Source organism: Streptomyces sp. NPDC013157, assembly GCF_042899865.1.
Taxonomy (GTDB): Bacteria; Actinomycetota; Actinomycetes; order Streptomycetales; family Streptomycetaceae; genus Streptomyces.
The window spans coordinates 502571-525970 of record NZ_JBIBAK010000001.1; the positions used below are offsets into that span (position 1 = coordinate 502571).

General features: G+C 67.8%; 22 protein-coding genes and 1 pseudogene. 17 read left to right on the forward strand and 6 right to left on the reverse strand.

From position 1 onward, the window contains the following. The first annotated feature begins 9 nt into the window (after positions 1 to 9). A complete protein-coding gene (locus ACFY6U_RS02295) occupies positions 10 to 864 on the forward strand; it encodes a Cof-type HAD-IIB family hydrolase (RefSeq protein ID WP_390034649.1) in 855 nt (284 codons plus the stop codon). 9 nt (positions 865 to 873) lie between these two features. On the opposite strand, the gene ACFY6U_RS02300 is transcribed toward ACFY6U_RS02295, so the two are convergent. Beyond that, on the reverse strand, positions 874 to 1293 hold the full coding sequence (locus ACFY6U_RS02300; protein WP_390034650.1) for an HtaA domain-containing protein: 420 nt from the start codon (positions 1291 to 1293) through the stop codon (positions 874 to 876). After that, a complete protein-coding gene (locus tag ACFY6U_RS02305; protein WP_390034651.1) occupies positions 1290 to 2534 on the reverse strand; it encodes an NAD(P)/FAD-dependent oxidoreductase in 1245 nt (414 codons plus the stop codon). The genes ACFY6U_RS02300 and ACFY6U_RS02305 overlap by 4 nt, the downstream gene beginning before the upstream one ends. Positions 2535 to 2713: 179 nt before the next feature. On the opposite strand from ACFY6U_RS02305, the gene ACFY6U_RS02310 reads away from it, so the two are divergent. Continuing rightward, entirely contained in the window at positions 2714 to 3988 is a 1275-nt protein-coding gene (locus ACFY6U_RS02310) for a cytochrome P450 (protein ID WP_390034652.1), read from the forward strand. A gap of 79 nt (positions 3989 to 4067) precedes the next feature. Here the strand turns inward: ACFY6U_RS02310 and ACFY6U_RS02315 are convergent. From ACFY6U_RS02315 to ACFY6U_RS02325, 3 genes and pseudogenes are all read right to left on the reverse strand, one after another. Then, positions 4068 to 4639, reverse strand: a pseudogene (locus ACFY6U_RS02315) (hypothetical protein); the annotation flags it as partial. Between the two features lie 199 nt (positions 4640 to 4838). Beyond that, a complete protein-coding gene (locus ACFY6U_RS02320; RefSeq protein ID WP_390034653.1) occupies positions 4839 to 5636 on the reverse strand; it encodes an SDR family NAD(P)-dependent oxidoreductase in 798 nt (265 codons plus the stop codon). After that, the gene (locus ACFY6U_RS02325; protein ID WP_390035184.1) at positions 5545 to 6033 is read right to left on the reverse strand and encodes a hypothetical protein; all 489 of its coding nucleotides are present in this window, start codon (positions 6031 to 6033) and stop codon (positions 5545 to 5547) included. The genes ACFY6U_RS02320 and ACFY6U_RS02325 overlap by 92 nt, the downstream gene beginning before the upstream one ends. A gap of 498 nt (positions 6034 to 6531) precedes the next feature. On the opposite strand from ACFY6U_RS02325, the gene ACFY6U_RS02330 reads away from it, so the two are divergent. The 15 genes from ACFY6U_RS02330 to tal all read left to right on the forward strand — a co-directional run bounded on the left by ACFY6U_RS02330 (position 6532) and on the right by tal (position 22260). After that, positions 6532 to 7236 (forward strand): FadR/GntR family transcriptional regulator, encoded by a 705-nt coding sequence (locus tag ACFY6U_RS02330; protein WP_390034654.1) that lies wholly within the window; start codon positions 6532 to 6534, stop codon positions 7234 to 7236. 395 nt (positions 7237 to 7631) lie between these two features. Then, positions 7632 to 8750: a sugar ABC transporter substrate-binding protein gene (locus ACFY6U_RS02335; RefSeq protein ID WP_390034655.1), complete on the forward strand. Its 1119-nt coding sequence runs from the start codon at positions 7632 to 7634 to the stop codon at positions 8748 to 8750. 72 nt (positions 8751 to 8822) lie between these two features. Next, a complete protein-coding gene (locus ACFY6U_RS02340) occupies positions 8823 to 10325 on the forward strand; it encodes a sugar ABC transporter ATP-binding protein (RefSeq protein WP_390034656.1) in 1503 nt (500 codons plus the stop codon). 142 nt (positions 10326 to 10467) lie between these two features. After that, positions 10468 to 11367 carry an ABC transporter permease gene (locus tag ACFY6U_RS02345; protein ID WP_390034657.1) on the forward strand — a complete coding sequence of 300 codons (900 nt, stop codon included), beginning with the start codon at positions 10468 to 10470 and terminating at the stop codon, positions 11365 to 11367. 48 nt (positions 11368 to 11415) lie between these two features. Further along, positions 11416 to 11727: a putative quinol monooxygenase gene (locus ACFY6U_RS02350; protein ID WP_390034658.1), complete on the forward strand. Its 312-nt coding sequence runs from the start codon at positions 11416 to 11418 to the stop codon at positions 11725 to 11727. A gap of 18 nt (positions 11728 to 11745) precedes the next feature. Next, positions 11746 to 12540, forward strand: coding sequence for an SDR family NAD(P)-dependent oxidoreductase (locus ACFY6U_RS02355; protein ID WP_390034659.1), 795 nt, complete (start codon positions 11746 to 11748; stop codon positions 12538 to 12540). Between the two features lie 20 nt (positions 12541 to 12560). Further along, entirely contained in the window at positions 12561 to 13370 is an 810-nt protein-coding gene (locus ACFY6U_RS02360; RefSeq protein ID WP_390034660.1) for an N-acyl homoserine lactonase family protein, read from the forward strand. A gap of 44 nt (positions 13371 to 13414) precedes the next feature. Then, positions 13415 to 13828, forward strand: coding sequence for a zinc ribbon domain-containing protein (locus tag ACFY6U_RS02365; protein ID WP_390034661.1), 414 nt, complete (start codon positions 13415 to 13417; stop codon positions 13826 to 13828). Between the two features lie 64 nt (positions 13829 to 13892). Next, the gene (locus tag ACFY6U_RS02370) at positions 13893 to 14741 is read left to right on the forward strand and encodes an alpha/beta fold hydrolase (RefSeq protein WP_390034662.1); all 849 of its coding nucleotides are present in this window, start codon (positions 13893 to 13895) and stop codon (positions 14739 to 14741) included. A gap of 53 nt (positions 14742 to 14794) precedes the next feature. Then, positions 14795 to 15667 carry a sugar phosphate isomerase/epimerase family protein gene (locus ACFY6U_RS02375; RefSeq protein WP_390034663.1) on the forward strand — a complete coding sequence of 291 codons (873 nt, stop codon included), beginning with the start codon at positions 14795 to 14797 and terminating at the stop codon, positions 15665 to 15667. After that, positions 15664 to 16596 (forward strand): NAD(P)-dependent oxidoreductase, encoded by a 933-nt coding sequence (locus tag ACFY6U_RS02380; RefSeq protein WP_390034664.1) that lies wholly within the window; start codon positions 15664 to 15666, stop codon positions 16594 to 16596. The genes ACFY6U_RS02375 and ACFY6U_RS02380 overlap by 4 nt, the downstream gene beginning before the upstream one ends. Continuing rightward, on the forward strand, positions 16593 to 18338 hold the full coding sequence (locus ACFY6U_RS02385) for a dihydroxyacetone kinase family protein (protein ID WP_390034665.1): 1746 nt from the start codon (positions 16593 to 16595) through the stop codon (positions 18336 to 18338). Before ACFY6U_RS02380 ends, ACFY6U_RS02385 begins: the two co-directional genes overlap by 4 nt. Further along, the gene (locus ACFY6U_RS02390; protein ID WP_390034666.1) at positions 18335 to 18829 is read left to right on the forward strand and encodes a ribose-5-phosphate isomerase; all 495 of its coding nucleotides are present in this window, start codon (positions 18335 to 18337) and stop codon (positions 18827 to 18829) included. Before ACFY6U_RS02385 ends, ACFY6U_RS02390 begins: the two co-directional genes overlap by 4 nt. Positions 18830 to 19033: 204 nt before the next feature. Next, positions 19034 to 21118 carry a transketolase gene (tkt, locus tag ACFY6U_RS02395; protein ID WP_390034667.1) on the forward strand — a complete coding sequence of 695 codons (2085 nt, stop codon included), beginning with the start codon at positions 19034 to 19036 and terminating at the stop codon, positions 21116 to 21118. Beyond that, positions 21115 to 22260, forward strand: a complete 1146-nt coding sequence (tal, locus tag ACFY6U_RS02400; RefSeq protein WP_390034668.1) for a transaldolase — start codon at positions 21115 to 21117, stop codon at positions 22258 to 22260. Before tkt ends, tal begins: the two co-directional genes overlap by 4 nt. A gap of 140 nt (positions 22261 to 22400) precedes the next feature. Here tal and ACFY6U_RS02405 read toward each other — a convergent pair whose 3' ends face one another. Beyond that, complete coding sequence (locus ACFY6U_RS02405) at positions 22401 to 23306, reverse strand: SDR family NAD(P)-dependent oxidoreductase (RefSeq protein WP_390034669.1); 906 nt, start codon at positions 23304 to 23306, stop codon at positions 22401 to 22403. Between the last annotated feature and the right edge of the window lie 94 nt (positions 23307 to 23400).

Here is a 23400-nt window from a genome sequence, read left to right on the forward strand (position 1 = left end):
GCGGCCACCGTGGCAACGACGCCCGGCGACCTCGCCCCGCCGCATGTGAAGCTCGTGGCGACCGATCTGGACGGGACGCTGCTGCGCAGTGACGGCACCCTGTCCCCCCGCACCCGTGCCGCACTGGCGGCCGCCGAGCACGCCGGCATCGGCATCGTGCTCGTCACCGGACGCCCGCCACGGGCCGTACCCGGCCTGCTGGCGACCATCGGGCGGTACTGCGTGATCGCCGCCAACGGAGCCGCCGTATACGCACCGGACGGATCCGCGCTGCGGACCTGGCCGGTCCAGGCCGACGAGGCGGCCGACTTGGTGGCGCGGGTGCGGGCGGCGGTGCCCGGCGTGTCCTTCGCCTTCGAGTACGACCACCACTTCGCGCACGAGCCGGCCTATCCGAGCTGGTCGTACGCGGAGGACACCGTCGACCTGATCGGTTCGGCCGAGGAACTCCTGCTCCGGCCCCCGGGCCACCCGGTGGCGAAGATCCTCGCCCATCACCGGACGCTGCCCCTCGACGTCTTCCACGACCGGGCGCGGCACGCCGCGCACGGACATGCGGAGACCACCCACTCCACTGGTCTGTCCCTGGTGGAGTTCAGCGCGCCCGGCGTCACCAAGGCCAGCACCCTGACCGCGTGGGCCGACGGGCTCGGTATCGGCAGGGATGACATCGCCGCCTTCGGGGACATGCCCAACGACCTGCCCATGCTCACCGCGGTCGGCAACTCCTATGCCATGGCCAACGCCCACCCGGCCGTGCTGGCGGCCGCTCGCCACCGCACCGCGTCCAATGACGACGACGGCGTGGCGAGGCAACTCGAACAGTTCGTCGCCGCGATGCGCCGGCCAGAGGCCATGACGTGAGACGTGACGTCATTCGACGCGCACGGGCGCCAGCGGTTCGCCCGTGCGGTACCGGTGGTCGAACAACGGGGTGCCGTCGCGCGTCAGAACAGCCTCGTGCGCTCCGAGAACGGCGGCCGGTGGACCGGGCAGAGAAGCGATCCGGATACGTGCGTCTGCCTGCCACGGGACGTCCGCGACCGAGATGAACCATCCGGTGCCGGACATGTGCAACCAGGGATCGGCCACGACGACATCGAGCAGCCCGGCGTGCGCACGGAAACTCGTCGTACCGACGAACTTCAGTACGTCCCCCTCCAGCGTCGCGAACGGGAAACGGAAGCCCTCGGCGGTCTCCTCCGCAGGCGGTATGAGCTCGATCGCGCCGAAGGAACGGACGTAGGCGGTGAACGACTCCTTCAATGTCCAGATCAGAGCGGAGGCCGTCATGGTGCAGCCGCGCTTCCGATGTGCCCTGGGGAGTCCGGCGGAAACCGCGTGAGAGCTTCCTCCCATGGCAGCCTCTCACCGATCATCCGCCGGTACTTCATGATTCTGCGGCGCTCGTTGAGAGCCGCCGCGCCGACGAGCCGGCCTGCGTGACGGTACAGGGCGACCCATCTGTCGGCTTTCGGATCGCCCGACACGAACTCGACGTGGTCGGCGTCGGCGGTTCCGACGAACTGAAGCCGCTGCCCGTACCAGTCGCTCCAGAAGTACGGCACGGTCGAGTACGGTGCTTCCGTCTCGGGCCACAGGGCGTTGCGCGCGGCATGACGACCCATCTCGGCCGCGTTCGTCCAGTTCTCCAACCGCATCGCGGAATCCATGATCGCGTTCGGCCAGTGGACCACGTCACCGGCCGCGTAGACATCCGGCAACGACGTGCGCAACATCGCGTCGCACTGGACTCCGCCGTCACGAGGATGCAGCTCGACACCGCTGCCCTCCAGCCACTTGGTGGCCGGAGCGACGCCCACGCCGACGACCACCACGTCGGCAGGAAGGACCTCCCCGCCGGCGAGCCGGACCCCGCGCACGACGTCCTGTCCCGCGAAGCCCTCGACCCGGGCGGACAGGACGAGCCGCACACCGTGTCGCTCGTGGAGCGCGGAGGCCGCGCTGCCGACGGTCTCACCGAGCGCACGCACCAGCGGCGCCTCAGCCGCTTCGAGAAGGACGACATCCGCGCCCAGGTGCTTCGCCGAGGAGGCGGTCTCCGCACCGATGAAGCCCGCGCCGATGACGACCACACGACAACCGGCGGAGATCTCCTTCCGCACACGCTGCGCGTCGTCCAGCGTGCGCAGCTCGTGCACACCCCTCAGCGGCGCGAGTTGGGGAAGTCTCCTCGGCGTGGCGCCCGTGGCGATGAGCAGCTTGCCGTACGGGATCTCGGCACCGTCGACGGTGACCGTCCGGTCGTCGGCGTTCAGCGCTGTCGCCGTGCTCGACAACCTCAGGTCGACATCGAGGACCTCGCGCAGCTCGGTCTCCGTCGAAAGGAAATCGGGCGCCGCACCCGCCAGCAGGTAGTCCTTCGACAGTGGTGGACGGTCGTACGGCAGATGGGGCTCCGCGCCGATGAGGACGATCCGGCCCTGGTAACCCTCGGCGCGGGCGGCCTCGACGGCGCGGAGCCCGGCAAGCGACGCGCCGACGACCACGAAGGCGCCCCGCTCGCCGCTCACCCTTGCCCCACACGTGCTGTATATGCATTCACGACCGAGGACAATACTAGAAGGTTGCTCTAGTTACAACGCATTGACCTCGTAATAGTGCACGACCCTTTCGGGTTGACCGGCCAGTTACCGCCTCTTACATTAGAGTGTGCTTCTAATTTGTCGAAGTCGACTCCAAAGGAGGAGAGATGACTGTTCGGCATCATGAGCCGCAGGAGCTGTACACGAAGGAACACCCCTTCGACACCGACGTGGACATCTCGAGCGATGCCTTCTGGACGCAGCCGTGGCGTGTACGGGACGAGTCCTTCGCCTGGCTGAGGGCGAACGCTCCCGTCAGCTGGCACCCGCCCATGGACGCACACGGCTACCCGAACCGGGAAGCCGGCTTCTGGGCCGTCGTGAAGGCGGACGACATCCGGTATGTCAGCGAGCACACGGAGATCTTCAGTTCGGCGTTCGCCGTCGACGTACGCCCCACGTTCCTGCCCGAGCCGAGCATGCTGACATCTGACCCGCCGGAACATGGCCGGTACCGGAAGATGATCAGTTCCGCATTCACTCCCAAGGCCGTCAACCGGCTCATCGAGAAGATCAATGAGCGGGCCGAGGAGATCGTGGACCGGGTGGTCGGCGCCGGCGACATCAACTTCGTCGACGAAGTGTCGTCCCGGCTGCCCATGCTGACCATCGCGGACATGTTCGGCATCCCGGATCATTTCCTCAAGGAGTTCGTCGAAGCCGGGGACCGTTTCGCCAATGCCCCCGACCCGACCGTTCGGCCCGAAGGGGTGAGCGTCCCCGAGTTCGTCCAGCAGCAGTTCGACGTCCTCCTGCCCATCGGCGTGGAGGTGGTCAACTACCGCCGTAAGCATCCCGGGGACGACCTGGCGACAGCTCTCGGCCAGGCGAGATTCGACGGCCGGACCCTGACCGACATGGAGATCGGCGGAGTGACGCTGCTGCTCAGCGCCGCGGGGAACGACACGACCAAGCAGACGACGTCGTGGGCCACTCACCAGCTCTGGACACATCCCGAGCAGAAGGCCTGGCTCGCCGAGGACTACGACAACCGCATCGCGGGAGCCATCGAGGAGTTCGTCCGGCACACCTCCCCGGTCACCTTGTTCGCGCGCACGGTCCTCGAAGACACAGTGCTGGGAGGCAAGTCCCTCGCGAAGCACGACAAGGTAGGCATGTACTACTGCTCGGGCAACCGCGACGAGACGGCCTTCCCCGATCCCTGGAAGTTCGACCTGACGCGTGGCCGGACCGCACACCTGGGATTCGGCGGCGGCGGCATCCACTACTGCCTCGGCAACGCGGTCGCCAAGGCGCAGCTTCGCGCCCTGTTCCGGCAGTTCCTCACCAAGCTGCCGGACATGGAGGTGGGAGAGCCCGAGTTCTTCACCCCGAACGAGCGCTTCAACGCGATGCGTCGGCTCCCCGTGCACATCCCCTGAGGCGACCTCGCGGACACCGTGACTGACGTGGGGTCACCACCCGAATGGGTGGTGACCCCACGTCAGTCACGGTGTCCGGTTGGGTGATCTGGGTGAGGTCCTTGATCCAGATGACCGAGGCGCGCAGGTGGCGGCCGGCCACGTAGCTGTCCGGGGTCTTGTCAGAGCGGGTGGCGATGCCCCGCCAGGCCTTGAGCCTGTAGATCGAGCGCTCCGAGGCGTTCCTCTCTGTACAGGTCGGCGTCGTGGCTGACGGGTAGACCGTCCGGGGAGCCCTTCTTCTTCCGCAGGAGGAACAGACCCTGTCCCCGGTGACCGCGTCCGGCCAGCCCGGGTGCGGGGGCGGCCGACAGGCCCGCGGACCCGAATCCTCCCCAGCCAGGGGATGAAGTGCGGGCCGTCCGCGACCTGGCCTGCCGGTTTTCGCCGACGCCGGATGCGTCGTGGCTCTGCCCGCTCAGGATCGATCTCGGCGTCCCGTCCGCCTTGTTCTTCGAGCTGCCCCTTTTGCGAACTCCTCCGGCATCTCACGCCATTGCCCGCCGGTCACCCCCTCGATCTGCTGCCGCAGGGATACAGGCCGCACTCGCCGATCAGCAGGTACGGCTCGATGAACCCCCACTCAGCGTCCGTCTCACGGCGAGGGCCAATCGACAGCTTGCTCACGACTCGATACGCGCCCAGGCAGCCCGGCTCACCGAATCCGCGACGAGCCTGAGATCCCTGCCGCGTAACTCATAACGGGATAACGAGGCAGCATCCGGCGGCCGTCAGCAGCACGACGGTCTGGCGCCGGGCACACCAGGCTTGTGGGCCAGGCCGTTTTCCACAGGGAGGCGGGGCCGGTGGTTCAGGCGCAGGGTTTGGTGAAGCGTTCCTGGCGGGCGGCCTTGACAGGTTCGGGCAGTACGCGGTTGATCAAGGCCATGCGCTTGGTGGCACGGTCGCCTCCGACGACATGGTCCTTACCGGCCATGAGTGCGTCATATCCCTGCTGTGCGACCACGCGTCGGCTGTTCTTCTTGGCTCCGGGGCCGAGCGCGGTGTTGTCCATGCCGGCTCGGGAGTGGAAGTCGGTGTCGGTGGCGCCGGGCAACAGGGCTGTGACGCTGACGCCGTGTTCCTTGAGCTCGTGCCGCAGTGACTCAGCGAACATGAAGGTGAATGCCCGGGAGGGGCCGTAGATGGTCTCGTAAGGCGTGGGCATCGTGGCGGAGATCGAAGAGGTGACCAGGATACGGCCGCGGCGACGTTCGGCCATGTGCCGGGCCACGTGTTTGGCGAGGTGGACGACGGAGGTGATGTTCAGCGCGATCAGGCCCAGCTCGTCGTCCAGGTCGGTGTCGAGGAAGGCTCCTCCGATGCTGCGGCCGGCGTTGAGGACGGCTGCCTCCAGCGGCCTACCGGTCGTCGCGACAGCCTGCCAGACGTTCTCCACCCCCTGGCGGTCGGCAAGATCGGCCTGAACCGGGATGGTCTGGGCACCGTCCTGTTCGAAGTCGGCCGCGACTTTGTGGATGTTGTCGCTGCGACCGGTGGCGATGAGGTCGTAACCGTTACGGGCGAAGAGCAGGGCGAGTTCGTAGCCGATGCCGGCGGAGGCGCCGGTCACCAGTGCCAGCGGTCGGCGGGAGGGGACGCTGTTCATGGTGTGCTCCTATGGGTGTGGCCGGAAGCCCAGTCCTTGGAAGCCCGCTCGTTGGCGGGCACGGGAGAAAGCGGGTCTGGACTTCGTCGCCGGGCGAGGTGAAGGCCTGGTGGTCGATGGTCAGGGATCCGACGACCGGATGGCGGCAGGGCTTGTGTTCGAAGGGTCGATCGAGGACCTTGCGGTCGGCCCACCGACGGCGAAAGTACTCACGTTTCATGGCCGGTTCGCCGACCATTTCTGCGGTGCAGGTGTCCTGGGGGTGGCGTCGGGCACAGGATCGCAGCCGACTCGGAGGCGTTCTCGTCCGACGCCCTTGTCCGGCAGTATCCAGCGGATGAGGGAGGAGATCGCCGTGGAGCCCGGGGTGCAGGACCAGCCGGACAAGGCGGCACAGGGGCTCCGACGGCCGAACGCCCCGATCGTCATGCCGGGGGCGCGAACGTCAGCCGGACTCCCTCTCCGAGCGCCGCCGCAGGACGGAACGGCCAACACGCTTGCGGGCGATCCGGCTCACCACAAGGCCCCCGGCGCTTGACGCAGCCCGGTGGGGCCGATCGCTTCGATGGTGTAAAGAGCAAGGTGACTCCAGGGAGCGCTTGCGACTGCGATCTTCCTTCGGTCGCGGGTGCGAGAACCAGGCGGGCTCCAGGCCCCCTGGACGATCTCTCTGATTCGTTGGACCAATCCTCATCGCCGTCAAAGCTACCCTCCTCCGGTCGATCGAGCGATATATTGGTCCAACAAATATTTGCCATGCGACGATCAGGGAGTGAAGCGTGCCCCAGCCGAGGCGGCGCGCGCGTTCTCACACCCGCAGGTGTGCGAACGCTGTGCTTCCGGCACGGTCAGGGAGTGCAGCGACAGGGCCCCACGAGGGCGAGGAGGGGTTGGTATGGACGCGGAGACCGAACTTCTGGTGAACCTGTTGACCCAGGCAACCACGGACGAGAACTCCGGCCGACTGCCCACGGAGCGTGAACTCGGGGCCCGCCTGGGCGTGAGTCGCGGCACTTTGCGTGAGCGGCTCGCGACCCTGGAGGCCATGGGCATGGTGCGGCGCAGACAGGGCAGCGGCACCTATCTTGAGGCGCCCGATCCGGCCTTCGCCAGGCTGTACTTCAACCTGGCCGTGAGGTTCGGCCAGATCTCCACTCCCGAACTGGAGCGCGCCAGGGAGATGCTGGAGACGGCGGTCGTGCGCAGTGCGGCAGAACGCGCGACCACTCAGGACGTGGGCAGGCTGCGTGCCCAGATCGACGAGATGTACGCGGCCTCATCAGCCGACGACGTCGAACGTGGTGACAGCGCAGACTACGAATTTCACCGCTTGCTCTACCGGATCGCCGACAACCCGGTGCTGGACCTCCTCACGGACGGCCTGTCAGCAGCACTGCGCGGGCTGCTGCACGATCGTCGCCGCTCCGCCTGGCAGGCCGAAGACCTGAAGGTCGGCGGCACGCCGCGCCGCCGGGCGACGGATGCGGTCCACGAGGAGATCGCGGACGCGATCGCCGCCAACGACCCTGATGCCGCGACGCTCGCCGTGAAGCACCACTACGAGGTCTGGCGGCACATCACCGGCAAGACCTCGGACTGAGCAGCGGCCGGGACCTCCGAACACCCCTCCCTGAAGCGACATGCCCGTGCGCCCTCGGCGCGCGGGCTTTTCGACGTGCCCGAAGCGCGGCGAGAGCCGGACTGATCCGGGCCGGCACCGCTATGTCGCCGGAACGGGCGCGAGTCCAGGGCGGACGGGCCTGCACTCAAAATTTGTTAGACCAATTCGTTGACAGCGTCCGCACCGGTACCTACCTTCGTTGCAACGGTGACCGCCGCGACACGCGCCGGTGACGCAGACGTCACATCTGCGACAACCGATCCTCCTGTCACTGCTGCTCCCTTCACCCCAGCGGGGCGCGCTTCTTCCCGCCGCGCACCGCCCCACTCCAAAGCTCCGCTTCGCGTGTCCGCATAAGAAAGGCAGTCGAAGCCATGACGCAAACCCAACGCTCCAGAAGACGTACACGGCTGAAGGCCGCGGCCTTCGTAGCCGCCCTCTCCTTCGTCTCCGCCGGTTGTGCTACCTCCAACCAGGCCTCGTCGTCATCCGGCGACAAGAAGGCGGGCGTCGCCGCCAAGTGCGACGTCACCAAGGAGGGGAACGTCAAGTCCTCGGGACTGGAGGCTCCTCCCACCAAGAAGAAGGGCCAGTTGCGGATCGGCTTCAGCCCGACGGCGATGGACACGTACTACAAGCGGGTCCTGGCCGGCGTACACGAGGGCATCGACGCCGCAGGCGGCACGTCCAAGGTCAAGCTGGACGTCCAGGCACCTTCCAGCCAGTCGGCCACCGACGACCAGGTCCGCAGCGTGGAGGCGTGGATCTCGCAGGGTTACGACGCCATCGCCGTCGCCCTCTACAACGAGAACGCCCTGGAACCGCTGTTCAAGAAGGCGTCGGAGAAGGGCATTCCCATCTTCACCTTCAACTCGCCGGTGGTGTGCAGCCCGTACTACGTCAGCAACATCGGCTACGACCAGAGCGAAGGCGGCCGGGCCCAGGCGCAGTGGATCGTCGACCACTACAAGAACAAGGGCACCGTGAAGATCGCCATGCTCGAAGGGCTGCCGGGCCCGCACACCTCGGAGCGTATGCGCGGCTTCAACTCGGTGATCTCCAAGTACCCCAACATCAAGGTGGTGGCCTCCCAGCCGGCCGGCTGGACCCGGGCCCAGGGTCTCAGCGTGACGGAGAACATCCTCACCGCCCATCCCGACATCGACGTTCTGGTCGCGCTCTACGACGAAATGGCACTCGGGGGCCTGGAGGCGCTCAAGGCGCGCAACCTGCAGGGAAAGGTCGCGGTCGTCGGCTACGAGAACATGAGCGAGGCCAACGCCGCGATCAAGAAGGGTGACTTCGCCGCGACCGTGGACACCGGCGCCAAGCAAGAAGGCCGCAACATCATCAGCACCATCGAGAAGTACGTGGCCGACGGCCAGCGCGTGCCTCGGACGGTGTTCGGCAAGGTCACGGTCTACGACAAGACGAACATCGACACGTTCAATCCCGACGACTACGTCTACGTGCCCCCGGCGAAGAAGAAGTGATCGGTGATGACCACTTCAGCACGCAGCCACGCGAGTGAGCGAGGACCCTCCGCCCGGAGCCCCGTTCTTGACATGCGCGGCATCACCAAGCGCTTCGGCGCCACGCACGCTCTGCGCGATGTCGATCTCACCCTCTTTCCGGGTGAAGTCCTCGGCCTCGTCGGGGAGAACGGCGCCGGCAAGTCGACCATCATGAAGATCCTCTCCGGCGCGTACAGCAAGGACGACGGCGAAATCCGCATCCAGGGCAAGGCGGTGGATCTCCGCGGACCCGCGCACGCGCAGGAGCTGGGCATCGCGATCATCTACCAGGAGCTGTCGCTCTTCCCTGACCTCACGGCCGTGGAGAACATCTTTGTCCGGCGTGAGAAGTGCCGGAGCGGACGTCCGTGGATCCTGAGCCCTCTTGACCGCAGCGCCATGCGCGATCGGACACTCGACCTCTTCCGGGAGGATCTCGGAGTCGTCATCGACGTCGATGTTCCGGTCAGCAGGCTGAGCCTGGCGGAGAAACAGCTCATCGAGATCGCACGGGCGCTGCACTCCCGTGCGGACATCATCATCATGGACGAGCCGACCGAGGCGCTGGAGGCCGAAGAACGCGAACGACTGTTCGCCACTGTGCGCAGACTCAGAGACGCCGGCAAGTCCGTCATCTACGTGTCGCACCAGCTCGACCAGGTCGTCGGCCTCTGTGACCGCATCACCGTGCTGCGCGACGGAAGGCACGTGTCGACGGCTCCGAAGGACCAGATGGACGTCGCCACCATCATCTCGCTGATGATCGGCGGCTCCCTCGAACAGCAGTATCCAACGCTGCCACCACCGGCCGAGGAGACCGTTCTCCAGGTGGAAGACCTCACCCTGGCACGGAACTTCGAGAAGGTCAGTTTCGCCGTGAGGCGCGGCGAGATCCTCGGCATCGCCGGGCTGAACGGATCGGGCAAGAGCGCGCTCGTCAGATCTGTCTACGGAATCCGGCCACCGGACGAGGGAACCGTGGCAGTCGCCGGGCGGCAGGTCACGATCCGCAGTCCCAAGGACGCAACGGCATGCGGCCTGGCCTTCCTGCCGGCCGAGCGCAAGACGGAGGGAGTGTTCAGCGGGCACTCCATCCGCTGGAACCTGACCATCGCGGGCTTGCGGCGTACCTCACGGCTACGCCTGCACCGCGCGCAGGAACGGCAGGTGACCAACCGCTACACGAGTGAACTGGGCGTCAAGGCCACGTCCGGCGAGCAGGAGATCACCCTGCTCAGCGGTGGAAACCAACAGAAGGTCCTGCTCGCCCGCTGGCTCACGGTCGATCCGGAGGTCTTCATCCTCGAGGAGCCGACGCGCGGCATCGACGTGTCGGCCAAGGCCGACGTCTACCGGCACATCGCCGACTACGCGCAGCGCGGGAAGTCCTTCGTCGTGGTCTCCTCCGAGAGCCCCGAACTGCTCGGTATCTGCCACCGCGTTCTCGTCATGTACGAAGGCCGCGTCGCGGCGGTCCTGGACGCCGGCGAGGCCACCCAGGAACTTATCGCTCACTATTCCGTCCAACGTGCCGAAGAGGCCGCAGATGAGTGACAGCAAGACGTACCCCCAGACACCCGCGGCTTCCGGAGCCTCCTCCGCACCACAGGCCGCGACCGCCATCCGCCCGCCCCGAGCGGTGGGCTTCAGATCGGCACTCCTCGGCAGCAGCGCGGGGCGGATCCTTCCCGTCTTCGTGCTGATCGTCGCGGCGCTGAGCCTGACGGCGAACGACTTCCTCACCGTCGACAACATCACCAACGTCCTGCGGCAGATGGTCTTCGTGTCCGTCATCGCCTTCGCGGCGACGTTCGTGATCGGCATGGGTGGCATCGACCTCTCGGTGGGCGCCACCACCGCCCTGACCGGTCTGTTCATGGCCGACTTGATACTGCAGGGCGTCAACATCTACCTCGCCGTGCTCGCCGGCCTGCTGCTGGGCTGCCTGATTGGCCTCGTCAACGGCTTGCTCATCGACCGACTCGGCATCTCGCCGTTCATCTGCACCCTGGCAGCCATGATCATCCTCCGAGGGGTGATCATGGTGTACAGCCAGGGAGTCCCGATGACCGGCCTCGCCTTCCCCGAGTTCCAGTGGTTCGGCCAGGGCTCCGTTGCCGGGATTCCCGTACCGGTGCTGGCGATGGTCCTCGTCTTCGCTGTCTGCTGGTACCTGCTGTACCGCACCAAGTACGGCCGCTATGTGCTGTCCATCGGCAGCAACCGGGAAGCCGCGCGACTGGTGGGGATCGGCATATCGCGGATTCAGGTGTCGGTGTATGTGATGACAGGATTCGCCGCCGCGCTGGCAGGGCTGTTGTTGACCTCCCGGCTCGAAGCCGCGATGCCGGAGGCGGCGACCAATTACGAACTGGATGTCATCGCCGCCGTCGTGATCGGCGGCACCAGCCTCAACGGCGGCAAGGCATCCCTGGCCGGCACAGCGATCGGCGCGGCCCTGATGGCAGTGGTGCGTAACGGCCTGAACCTGCTGAACGTCAACACGTTCTGGCACCAGGTGGTCATCGGTTCCATCATTCTCATCGCGGTTTCCTTCGACTCTCTCAGCGCGCGCCGACGGGCCAAGGTCTCTTGACTGTAAGAGGGGAACCACGGAGTTCCCATGAAGTGAAAGGGGTACTGCGTGCCTAGTCAGCCGATTCGAATCGTCGCCGAGGTAACGGCGCATCCGGGCCAGGCCGAAGAACTCTGGCGGAACCTGGCCGAGCTGGTGGAGCCCACCCGGAAAGAGGCCGGGAACATCAGCTACGACATACTCCAGGACCTGGACAATCCTGATCACTTCCTCTTCTACGAGGAGTGGGAATCCAGGGACTGTTTCGAGCGGCATCTCGAGTCCCCGCACGTCGCCGATTACGACCGCGTCACCGGGCACCTGATCGCAATTCCGGTACGTATCTCCCTGTGCACTCTGCGTACCGACGCGAAGGCCTGACCAGGAAAAGGAGCAGTCATGAACAGGTTGCAGGGCAGGGTGGCCGTGATCACCGGCTCCAGCTCGGGCATCGGCCGTGCCATCGCCCTACGGTTCGCCGAGGAAGGCGCCAAGGTGGTCGTGAGCGATGTGCGCGCGACCCCGCGGGAGGGGGGTTTCGAAGAGGACGGTGACGTGGCGACGGCCGACCTGATAGTCAAGCGCGGCGGTCAGGCCGTGTTCGTCCCCTGTGACGTCTCGGCGCATGACGAAGTTCGGGCACTGGCGCACGCGGCCGTGGAGCGGTTCGGCAGGCTCGACCAGTGGGTGAACAACGCAGCCGTCCGCCGCTACGGAAAGGTCGCCCACGAATACAGCGACGACGATCTGAACCAGATTCTCGATGTCAACGTGAAGGGAACGTACTTCGGCTCCGTGGAAGCCATCAAGGTGTTCCTGGACCAGGGGGACGGCGGCAATCTCATCAACATCGTCTCCACTTCCGGCTTGCGCGGTCATCCGCGCCAGGCGCTGTACAACACCAGCAAGGGCGCCACCCGACTGCTCACCATGTCCCTGGCGACCGACTACGGTCCGAAGGGCATACGGGTCAACGGAATCTGCCCCACCTTCGTGAAGACCTCCTTCACGCGTGACGAATTCGACGACACCGAATTCCAGAGCTCCTTGGCCCAAGGACTGCCGCTCGGCCGCTGGGGTGAAGCAGCCGACGTCGCGAACGCCGCCGTCTATCTCGCTTCCGACGAATCCAGCATGGTCACCGGACACCTGCTGAGCGTCGACGGCGGAGAAACCCTGAGCCGGTACATCTGACCAGAGGGAGGCATCTGAAGATGAGCAGCGGCGAGATCAAGCTCACCGTCATGCCGGTGGGCAAGTTCGAGGCCAGTCTGAGCTGGCTGGTGTTCGACCCCGCACGCGTGGTCGGCACCCGTCAGGAACCTCACAAGGCGGCACCATGGGTGGACGTGCCCGTTCATTCCGTGCTGATCCAGCACCCCGAGGGCAATCTTCTCTGGGACACCGGGCTGCCGCGTGACTGGGAGACCAAGTGGGCGCCGACCGGGCTGACCGATTACTGGCCGGTCGTCGCCGAGGAGCAGGAGTGGTTCGACTCCCGTCTGAAACAGGTCGGAGTGGAGACCGGCGACATCGACTTCCTGGTCTTCTCCCACCTGCACTGGGACCACGCGGGCAACGGCTGGATGTTCAACGGCACCGATGCCAAGGTCGTGTGCAGCCAGGCGGAGTACGAGGGCGCGTTCGGCTTCGAGGGCTACTGCGACGGCCCCTTCATCCGCAGCGACTACGGCGAGCTGCCCTTCGAGACCGTCCATGAGGACACCGAGATCCTGCCCGGCGTGACGCTGCTCCAGACCCCCGGGCACACCTGGGGAACGATGTCGCTCCAGGTGGATCTGCCGGACACCGGGACCATGATCTTCACCTCCGACGCCATCTTCCTGGGCGACAACTTCGGCCCGCCGGTCGTCACGCCGGGCACCGTGTACGACAGCCAGAAGTGGCTGGCATCGGTCGAGAAGATCAGGGGAATCGCCGAACGCACCGACGCGACCGTGATCTTCGGCCACGACGCCGAACAGGCGAAGCTCATGCGGTCCGCCCCGGACTACTACACGTGACCGCACCGGCACCGATTCCGCCGCCCGGCCCGTAGGAGACCCCCATGCCGATCTATGACTACGAGTGCAGCCACGGACACCGTTTCGAGGCACTGGTCCCCCGTTGGAGTTCACCTCACCCCGCGTGCCCGGCATGCGGGACGGAGACCCGGCGTCGGCCGGCCGCCGGGGCCTGCCTGACGGGCACCGCGAGCCTGCCGCCGAGCAGCCACGAGGCCCCGACGACCTGGCTCGGCACCCACCGGGGCAACCGGGAGGTCGTCACCGGCTGGCGCCGGGCACTGGAGCAGCGCAGCAACCTCGAAGAGCGCTACCCGGAACTCTCGGCCCCCAGGTCCCCGGTGGTGGCCCACGAAGGCCACTACCACCACGCACCGCTGACCGTGGACGAATTGCGGGCCACCACGAGCCGCCGCGACCGGCCGCCCCGGCCCAAGGTCGACGGAGCGCCTGCATGAGCGTCGTCACCACGTCCGATCCACAGCCATGTTCTCGGCGCCACGGCAGCAGGAGGGCCAGGCCATGACACACCTCGAACACCACTATGCGCACCTGTCCGAGGTGCAGATGCACTACGCGGTCGCCGGCGCGGGTGAGCCGCTGGTGCTGCTCCACGGTTACCCGCAGACCTGGTTGTGCTGGGAGAAAACCCTGCCGTTCCTCACCGACCGCTTTCGGGTGATCATGCCTGACCTGCGCGGGCTGGGGGACACCTCCCGCCCGGCCGGCGGGTACGACAAGAAGACCGTCGCGGCAGATGTGTGGGAGCTCGTCCACGACCGGCTCGGTATCGAGACGTTCCATCTGGCCGGACACGACTGGGGCGGAGTCGTCGCCTTCCGGCTGGCCGCCGACCACCGCGACGCCGTCAGCCGACTGGCCGTCGTCGACGTCGCCATCCCCGGCGACGGCGCCCCCGACATCGGCCAGGGCGGACGCCGTTGGCACCATCGCTTCCTGCAGACCCTCGACCTGCCCGAGGCGCTCATCGAAGGACGCGAGCACCACTACCTCGGCTGGTTCTGGCGGAACTACGGCCACCGGCCCGACGCCATCGACCCCGCGCACATCGCCGAGTACCTCCGCGTGTACACCTCCGCAGGCGCCACTCGCGCCGGGTTCGCCTACTACCGAAGCGTCACCCAGGACGTCGCGGACAACACCGGGCTGCCGCCACTGGACCTGCCGGTCCTGGCCGTTGGGGGCGGCACCAGCTGGGGACGAGGGACCGAAGTGGCCATCTCCTGCCGAACGATGGCCAAGGACGTCACGGAGGTAGTGATCGACGAGTGCGGGCACTGGGTCCCCGACGAGCAGCCAGAGCAACTCGCGGGGCACTTCCGCTCCTTCTTCACGGCCGCCCGGGCATAACACGGCCCTTTCTCTCACCTCCCCATCAGCACACCTGTCCGGAAGGACCTGTCATGTCTGTCGTCGCGCCCAACGGGCGCACCATAGCCGAGCGTATCGGTGTCTCCACCGTCTGCTTCCGGCACCTTGAGCTGGCCCCCGCCTTGGAACGGATCGCCTCACTGGGCGCCGACGCCGTCGACCTCGTAGCGCTGCGCGGACTGTGCGAGCACATCTCTCCCGACGGCGAATCCGGTCAGCTGCGGAAGGCCGCAGCCGCGGTCGGGGCCAGCGGTCTGAAGCCGCTGGCGCTGAACGCGGATCCGGAGTCCTTCGACGAGAGGGACTTCGCCGTGGTGCTGAACCGCGTGGAGAGACTGGCTGAATTCTGCGCCACCGTCGGTGCACCTCTGCTCATCCTTCCCGGCGGTGCTGCCCTGCACCCCGGCGGCAACGGCACTGCGGCCAGTGGCGTCAGCGATCGGCTTGCCCAGGTGATCGAAGGCTCCCTCCTGGCGGCGGCCGTCGGGCAGCGCTACGGAGTGAGGGTCGCCGTCGAGGCGCCGCACTACCTCCGGCTGGCCCGCACTCTCGAGCTGGCCGACCAACTGGGTTCGCAACTACCGCTCGTGTTCGACACCTCGCATGTCGCCGCAGGCGGATTCGACCCCGCGGAGGAGTTCCCCCAGCGAGCCCACCAGATCGTGCACGTGCAGTTGAGAGACGCGGTCCCCGGTGACATACGCCGCGCTGTCGGCCACGGAGACATTGATTTCGCCCGGTTCTTCGGCGCCTCGGAATCCGCCGGCTACCACGGCTCCTACGTTCTGGAGTTGGAGACCCACAACAGCCCGTACACCAGCAAGGACGATGAGGTGGCGGCAGCGCTGTCCGCCATGTTCCTCGCAGCCTCCGAAAGCGGACACGACAGCCGGGAGGACCAATGACACGCGTGGGATTCGTCGGGGTCGGGGCCATCGGACTGCCCATGGCCAAGCATCTGGTCACCGCCGGATTCGACGTCGTCGCCTTCGACGCGTCCCCGGCGCGGCTGGACGAGGCCGCGGCAGCGGGGATGCTCCCGGCAGCCGGCGCCAGGGAAGCGGCCAAGGACGCCGACGCCGTCCTGGTGATGGTGGCGACGCCTCAGCAGTTGCACGACGCGATCCTCGGAGAGGGGGGAGTGGCCGAGGGGATCGCCGCGGGGACATGCTGCGTGATCATGAGCACCGTCGGTGTCGACGGTGTGCGCGCGGTCGCCGAGGCCCTCGTCGATCGCGGGGTCGGGGTCCTGGACGTACCCGTCACCGGTGGAGTGGCGCGAGCGGAGACCGGCACGCTGACGCTACTGGCCGGCGGCGACATGGAACTGCTGACCCGGCACACGAACCTCCTGACACCCATGGGTCGGCTCGTCCTGTGCGGCCCGGCCGTGGGCGACGGCCAGGCGGTCAAACTGGTCAACCAACTACTGTGCAGCGTCCACTTGGCCGCGGCCGCCGAGGCTCTGGCCTTCGCGGAGGCTCTCGGCCTGGAACCGGACACCGTGCTCGAGATCGTCAAGGGCGGTGCGGCCGGCTCGTGGATGCTGTCCGACCGCGGCCCTCGCATGCTCGCCGAGGACCCGCCGGTCCGCTCCGCCATCGACATCTTCGTCAAGGACGCGACCTTGGTCGCCGAGGCGGCCGGCGCAGTCGGATTCGACGCACCGCTGCTCACCGCGGCGGCAAGCAGGTTCCGTGCCGCCGCGACTGCCGGTCTCGGCCGCGCCGACGACTCTCGCGTCATCACCACGTACCGCGCCACCGGGCCCGCCCCGGGAACCGGACGCGCGAATGCAGATGATGCCGCGTCAAGCATGGAGAACGACCGATGACCCACTTGTTCAACGACCCGGCGACCTTCACAGAGGACATGCTCGCCGGATTCCTCGACGCCAACTCCGACTACGTCACCGGCGTGCCCGGGGGCGTGGTCCGCGCTCAGGAGACCCCGCGGGGCAAGGTCGCCGTCGTCGTCGGAGGCGGTTCCGGGCACTACCCCGCCTTCTGCGGCGTCGTCGGCCGCGGCTTCGCCGATGGTGCCGTCGTCGGGAACATCTTCACCTCGCCCTCCGCCCAGGAGGCGTACACCGTGGCGAAGGCCGCCAGCGGTGACGCAGGGGTGCTGATCCTCTCCGGGAACTACGCGGGCGACGTCCTGAACTTCACCAGCGCCGCACAGCGACTGACCGCTGAGGGCACGCAGGCTCGGGTGCTGTTCGTCACCGACGATCTCGCGAGTGCACCCGGCACCGAAACCGAGCGCCGCCGTGGGGTCGCCGGGGACTTCGTGGTCTTCCGCGTGGCGGGTGCCGCGGCCGAGGCCGGCTACGACCTCGACGCGGTCGAAGGAGCAGCGAGCCGCGCCAACGACCGTACCCGCACCCTCGGGGTGGCCTTCTCCGGCTGCACCCTGCCAGGTGCTCGGACGCCTCTGTTCACCGTGCCCGAGGGACGCATGGGCGTAGGGCTGGGGATCCACGGTGAGCCCGGAGTGTCGGAGGCCGACATGCCGTCCGCCTCCGAACTGGCCGCCCGGCTCGTCGGCGGTGTTCTTGCCGAGCGACCCGCCGACTGCTCGGGGCGGATCGCGGTGATCCTCAACGGTCTCGGCACCACCAAGTACGAGGAACTCTTCGTCGTGTGGGCCACGGTCTCGCGGCTCCTCGCCGGGCGAGGCCTCACCGTCGTCGAACCAGAGGTGGGCGAGTTGGTGACCAGCCTCGACATGGCCGGTGTCTCCCTCACGGTGACGTTCCTCGACGAGGAACTGGAGTCACTGTGGCGCGCACCGGCGGACACCCCCGCCTACCGCAAGGGGCTCGCCCGCCTTGTCCAGGATGAAGGCGGGAGCCGACGGCGCTCCCCAGCGCAGGGTGGCTCATCCATCGAGGCGGCACAGATCCCGCGGGCGACGCCTGCGGGCCGGCAAGCCGCTGCCGCTGTCGTCGCGGCTCTGAGCAGCATGCGGACCGCTCTGATCGGCTCCGCCGACGAACTGGGCCGCATCGACGCGGTCGCCGGAGACGGAGACCACGGACGGGGCATGGTCAAGGGCGTGACCGCCGCCGTCGAGGCGGCCACGACTCTTGCCGAGCGGGGGGCAGGCGTGTCCACCGTGCTGATCGGCGCGGGCGACGCCTGGGCCGCGAAAGCGGGTGGTACCTCCGGTGCCCTGTGGGGTGCCGGGATGCGTGCGGCCGGGGCACGCCTGAGCGACACCGCGTCCATCATCACCGCCGAGGATGTCTCGGACGCCCTTCGGCAAGGGCTGAACACCATCGTCGCCCTGGGCAAGGCGGCTCCTGGTGACAAGACTCTGCTGGACGCGGCCCTGCCGTTCGCTGATGCCCTGGAGACCGCCATCGGCCGCGGCGCGGACCTGGTGACCGCGTGGGACGAGGCGGCGGCCGTGGCCCACACCGCTGCCCTGGCGACCGCGAACCTGGTTCCGAAGACAGGCCGGGCACGCCCGTTGGCGGCACGCAGCATGGGCACACCCGATGCCGGCGCGACGTCCTACGCCCTGTGTGTCCGATCAGTCCTTTCCGTACGCACGAAGGAGCACGCCGAATGACCGCACGGCAGCCCCTGCGACTGGTCGTCGGCTGCGACGACGCGGGCCTGGAGTACAAGGAGGCTCTCAAGGCCGACCTGCAGGCAGACGACCGGATCGCCGAGGTCATAGACGTGGGAGTGAACCCCGGCGAGACCACCGCGTATCCGCATGTGGCGGTTACCGCGGCCAAGCTTGTCGCGGCAGGGGAGGCAGAGCGGGCACTCCTCGTCTGTGGCACCGGGCTCGGTATGGCGATATCCGCCAACAAGGTGCCGGGCGTTCGGGCCGTGACCGCTCACGACAGCTTCTCGGTGGAGCGTGCCGTGCTTTCCAACGACGCCCAGGTGTTGTGCTTCGGCCAGCGTGTCGTGGGCCTGGAACTCGCCCGCCGTCTTGCTCGCGAATGGCTCGACTACCGCTTCGACGCGAGCTCCGCCTCTGCGGCCAAGGTCGCGGCAATCTCCGGATACGAGCAGAAGACTCCCTTGGACGACTCCGACACACCGTGATCGAACCTGCCCATCCCACCCCGGCAGCTGGGCCTCCCTCCGCTGAGGCGCGTCAGTGACCCGCCGCCGGCCCCTCGGGGAGCGGCCTCGGTCCCCAGACCGGCGCCGGCCCCCGCACGCGTCCGACCACCGCCCCGGGGAACGGTGCCCCAACGGCGGCCCTCTCCGCTGCGATGCGGCCATGAACCGCAGAATGGAATCCCCATGCATGTGCCCCCGTCCGACCTCGCGTGGACCGAGTTGGACAGGCGAGCCGTCGACACCGCCCGCGTCCTGGCAGCCGACGCCGTACAGAAGGTGGGCAACGGCCATCCGGGTACGGCCATGAGTCTGGCGCCCGCCGCCTACACCCTCTTCCAGAAGGTGATGCGGCATGACCCTGCCGACCCGGACTGGACCGGCCGTGACCGCTTCGTGCTGTCCGCGGGCCACTCCTCCCTGACCCTCTACACCCAGCTCTACCTAGGCGGATTCGGCCTGGAACTGGACGACTTGAAGGCCTTCCGCACCTGGGGCTCCAAGACGCCGGGCCACCCCGAGTACGGACACACCAAGGGCGTCGAGACGACGACCGGTCCCCTGGGCCAAGGCGTCGCCAACGCGGTGGGCATGGCGATGGCCGCCCGCTACGAGCGCGGCCTGTTCGACCCGGACGCTGCTCCCGGTACCTCTCCGTTCGACCACCACGTCTTCGTGCTCGCGGGTGACGGCTGCCTCCAGGAGGGCATCTCCGCCGAGGCGTCCTCGCTGGCCGGTCACCAGAAGCTCGGCAACCTCGTCCTGCTGTGGGACGACAACCACATCTCGATCGAGGGCGACACCCGGACGGCGGTCTCCGAGGACGTCGTCGCACGGTACGCGGCGTACGGCTGGCACGTGCAGCGGGTGGAGCCGAAGGAGAACGGCGACCTCGACCCGGCCGCGCTGTACGAGGCGATCCAGAAGGCCAAGGCGGTCACGGACAAGCCGTCCTTCATCGCGATGCGCTCGATCATCGCCTGGCCCGCCCCGAACGCGCAGAACACCGAGGCCGCCCACGGCTCGGCGCTCGGCGAGGACGAGGTCGCGGCCACCAAGCGCGTCCTCGGCTTCGACCCGGAGCAGCACTTCGAGGTGGCGGACGATGTCCTCGCCCACGCCCGCGAGTTGGGCGAGCGCGGCCATGAGGGCCGTGCCCAGTGGGAGAAGCGGTTCCAGGAGTGGCGCGCCGGCAACCCCGGGCGCGCCGCCGAGTTCGACCGCATCGACGCGGGCGAACTGCCCGAGGGCTGGGAGTCGCACCTGCCCGTGTTCGAGGCCGGCAAGGACCTCGCCACGCGTGCCGCGTCCGGCAAGGTGCTCCAGGCGCTCGGCGCGGTCGTCCCCGAGCTGTGGGGCGGCTCGGCCGACCTCGCCGACTCCAACAACACCACCATCGACAAGACGAGTTCGTTCCTGCCGGCGGACAACCCGCTGCCGGAGGCGAGCCCGTACGGCCGCACGATCCACTTCGGTATCCGCGAGCACTCCATGGCCGCGGAGATGAACGGCATCGCGCTGCACGGCAACACCCGCATCTACGGCGGCACGTTCCTCGTCTTCTCCGACTACATGCGCAACGCCGTACGCCTCTCCGCGCTGATGCACCTGCCGGTGACATACGTGTGGACGCACGACTCCATCGGCCTGGGCGAGGACGGCCCGACCCACCAGCCGGTCGAGCACCTCGCCTCGCTGCGCGCCATCCCGGGTCTGAACGTGGTCCGCCCGGCCGACGCCAACGAGACCGCCATCGCCTGGCGCGAGATCCTGCGCCGCTACACCAAGGTCTACGGCAAGGGCGCCCCGCACGGTCTGGCGCTGACCCGCCAGGGCGTGCCGACGTACGAGCCCGACGAGGACGCCGCCAAGGGTGGTTACGTGCTCTTCGAGGCGTCGAACGGCGCCCCGGAGGTCGTCCTGATCGCCACCGGTTCCGAGGTGCACGTCGCCGTCGAGGCGCGCGAGGCGCTGGAGGCCGACGGCGTGCCGACGCGGGTGGTGTCCATGCCGTCCGTGGAGTGGTTCGAGGAGCAGGACCAGGGGTACCGGGACAGCGTCCTGCCGCCCGCCGTCAAGGCGCGTGTCGCGGTCGAGGCCGGGATCGGTCTGACCTGGCACAAGTACGTCGGCGACGCCGGTCGCATCGTTTCCCTGCAGCACTTCGGTGCTTCCGCCGACGGCAAGGTCCTCTTCCGCGAGTTCGGCTTCACTGCTGAGAAGGTCGTATCGGCAGCCTGCGCATCCCTACGGCAGGGGGTCACGTCATGACAGACGCACTCAAGCGCCTCTCCGAGGAAGGCGTGGCGATCTGGCTGGACGACCTGTCGCGCAAGCGGATCACGTCCGGCAACCTTGCCGAGCTGATCGACCAGCAGCACGTCGTGGGCGTCACCACCAACCCGACGATCTTCCAGAAGGCGATCTCTTCGGGCGACGGCTACCAACAGCAGGTCTCGGACCTCGCCGCCCGCAAGGTGACCGTCGAAGAGGCCCTCCGCATGATCACGACGGCGGACGTCCGCGACGCCGCCGACATCCTGCGCCCGGTCTTCGACGCCACCGGCGGCCAGGACGGCCGGGTGTCGATCGAGGTCGACCCGCGCCTCGCGCACAACACCAAGGCGACCGTCGCCGAGGCCAAGCAGCTCGCCTGGCTGGTCGACCGCCCCAACACGCTCATCAAGATCCCGGCCACCGAGGCGGGCCTGCCGGCCATCACCGAGGTCATCGGCAACGGCATCAGCGTCAACGTCACGCTGATCTTCTCGCTCGAGCGCTACCGCAAGGTCATGGACGCCTACCTGACCGGCCTGGAGAAGGCCAGGGAGCGCGGCCTGGACCTGTCGCAGATCCACTCCGTGGCGTCCTTCTTCGTGTCCCGCGTCGACACCGAGATCGACAAGCGCATCGACGCGCTCGGCACCGACGAGGCCAAGGCCGCCCGCGGCAAGGCCGGCGTGGCCAACGCCCGACTCGCGTACCAGGCGTACGAGGAGGTCTTCTCCGGCGAGCGCTGGGCGAAGCTGGAGAACGCCGGCGCGAACAAGCAGCGTCCGCTGTGGGCCTCGACCGGCGTGAAGGACCCGGCGTACAAGGACACCCTGTACGTCGTCGACCTGGTGGCGCCGAACACGGTGAACACCATGCCGGACGCCACCCTCCTCGCGGTCGAGGACCACGGCGACATCGCAGGCGACGCCGTCACCGGCACATACGAGCAGGCCCGCGCCGACCTCGACGCCGTCGAGAAGCTCGGCATCTCGTACGACGAGGTCGTACAGCTGCTGGAGGACGAGGGCGTCGAGAAGTTCGAGGCGTCCTGGAACCACCTGCTCAAGTCGACCGAGACGGAGCTGGAGCGCCTCGCCCCCGCGGACGAGAAGGCGAAGTCCGACGACGCCCAGCGGTGACCAGCCGCTGCCACTACCGCCGTCGTGGGCACTCCTTCGAGGGGTGTGCGGGCAGAAGCCGTGCGTGACGGCATCCTGCCCGCTGCACTCCCACCGCTCGACGTTTCCCCAGGTCGAGCCGCGAAGCACTTGCCGGAGTACTAGTCGGTGAACCACGGCGCGACCAACGGCGCCTTGGCCGGGCCCCGGAAGTGCGTCTCGACCTGCTTCGCGAGAGTGTCCATGTCCCAGAGTTCGTGCGTGGCCACCGAACGGATCGGTTCGGGGATGTTGTACAGCTCGACCTCGGTTCCGCGGGCGCCGATGACCCGGCCGTTGAGCCAGGCGGACCGCTCACTGGCCAGGTAGGTCGCGATCGGGCCCAGGTACTCCGGGCCGTGCATGACGTCCTTGGCGTCGTCGTGGAGCCGCTCCGTGGGAACCGTCGCGACCAGCCGGGACGCGGCGCCCGGAGAGATCGCGTTCGTGGTCACTCCATAACGGCTCAGCGCGTTCGCGCAGGAGTAGGTCAGACCGACGATGCCCATCTTGGCCGAGGCGTAGTTCGGCTGACCGGCCGAGCCGTGCAGGCCGGCGATGGAGGTGAAGTTGATGATCCGGTTGTGGGCGTTCTCGTCGCGCTGCTTGCGCCAGTACTGGGCGGCCGGCTTGATCGTGTTGTAGTGCCCCTTGAGGTGCACCGCGATGACCGCGTCCCAGTCCTTCTCCTCCAGATTGAAGATCATCTTGTCGCGGAGGATGCCCGCGGTGTTCACGAGGATGTCCAGGCGACCGAACTCCTCTATCGCGCGGTTGACCATCGCCGCCGTGGCCTCGTGGTCGCTGATGTCGGTGTAGTCGGCGATGGCGGTACCACCGGACTCGGTGATCCCGCGGACCAGCAGGTCGGCAGGCCCGGTGTCGTTGCCCTCGCCCGCGCCGGACCCGCCGAGGTCGTTGACCAGCACCGCCGCGCCCTCGGCGGCGTACATCGTGGCAATGGCGGCTCCGATACCGCGACCACCCCCGGTAACAACAGCCACTCGGTCCTTGAGCCAGTCACCCATGGTTGTCTCTCCTTAGCAGTCGGCTCCGGGGATCCGTTCCACGGAGCTCGTCGTCCGGCACCCGCACACCTCGCGCGGGGTTCGACACGTCGCT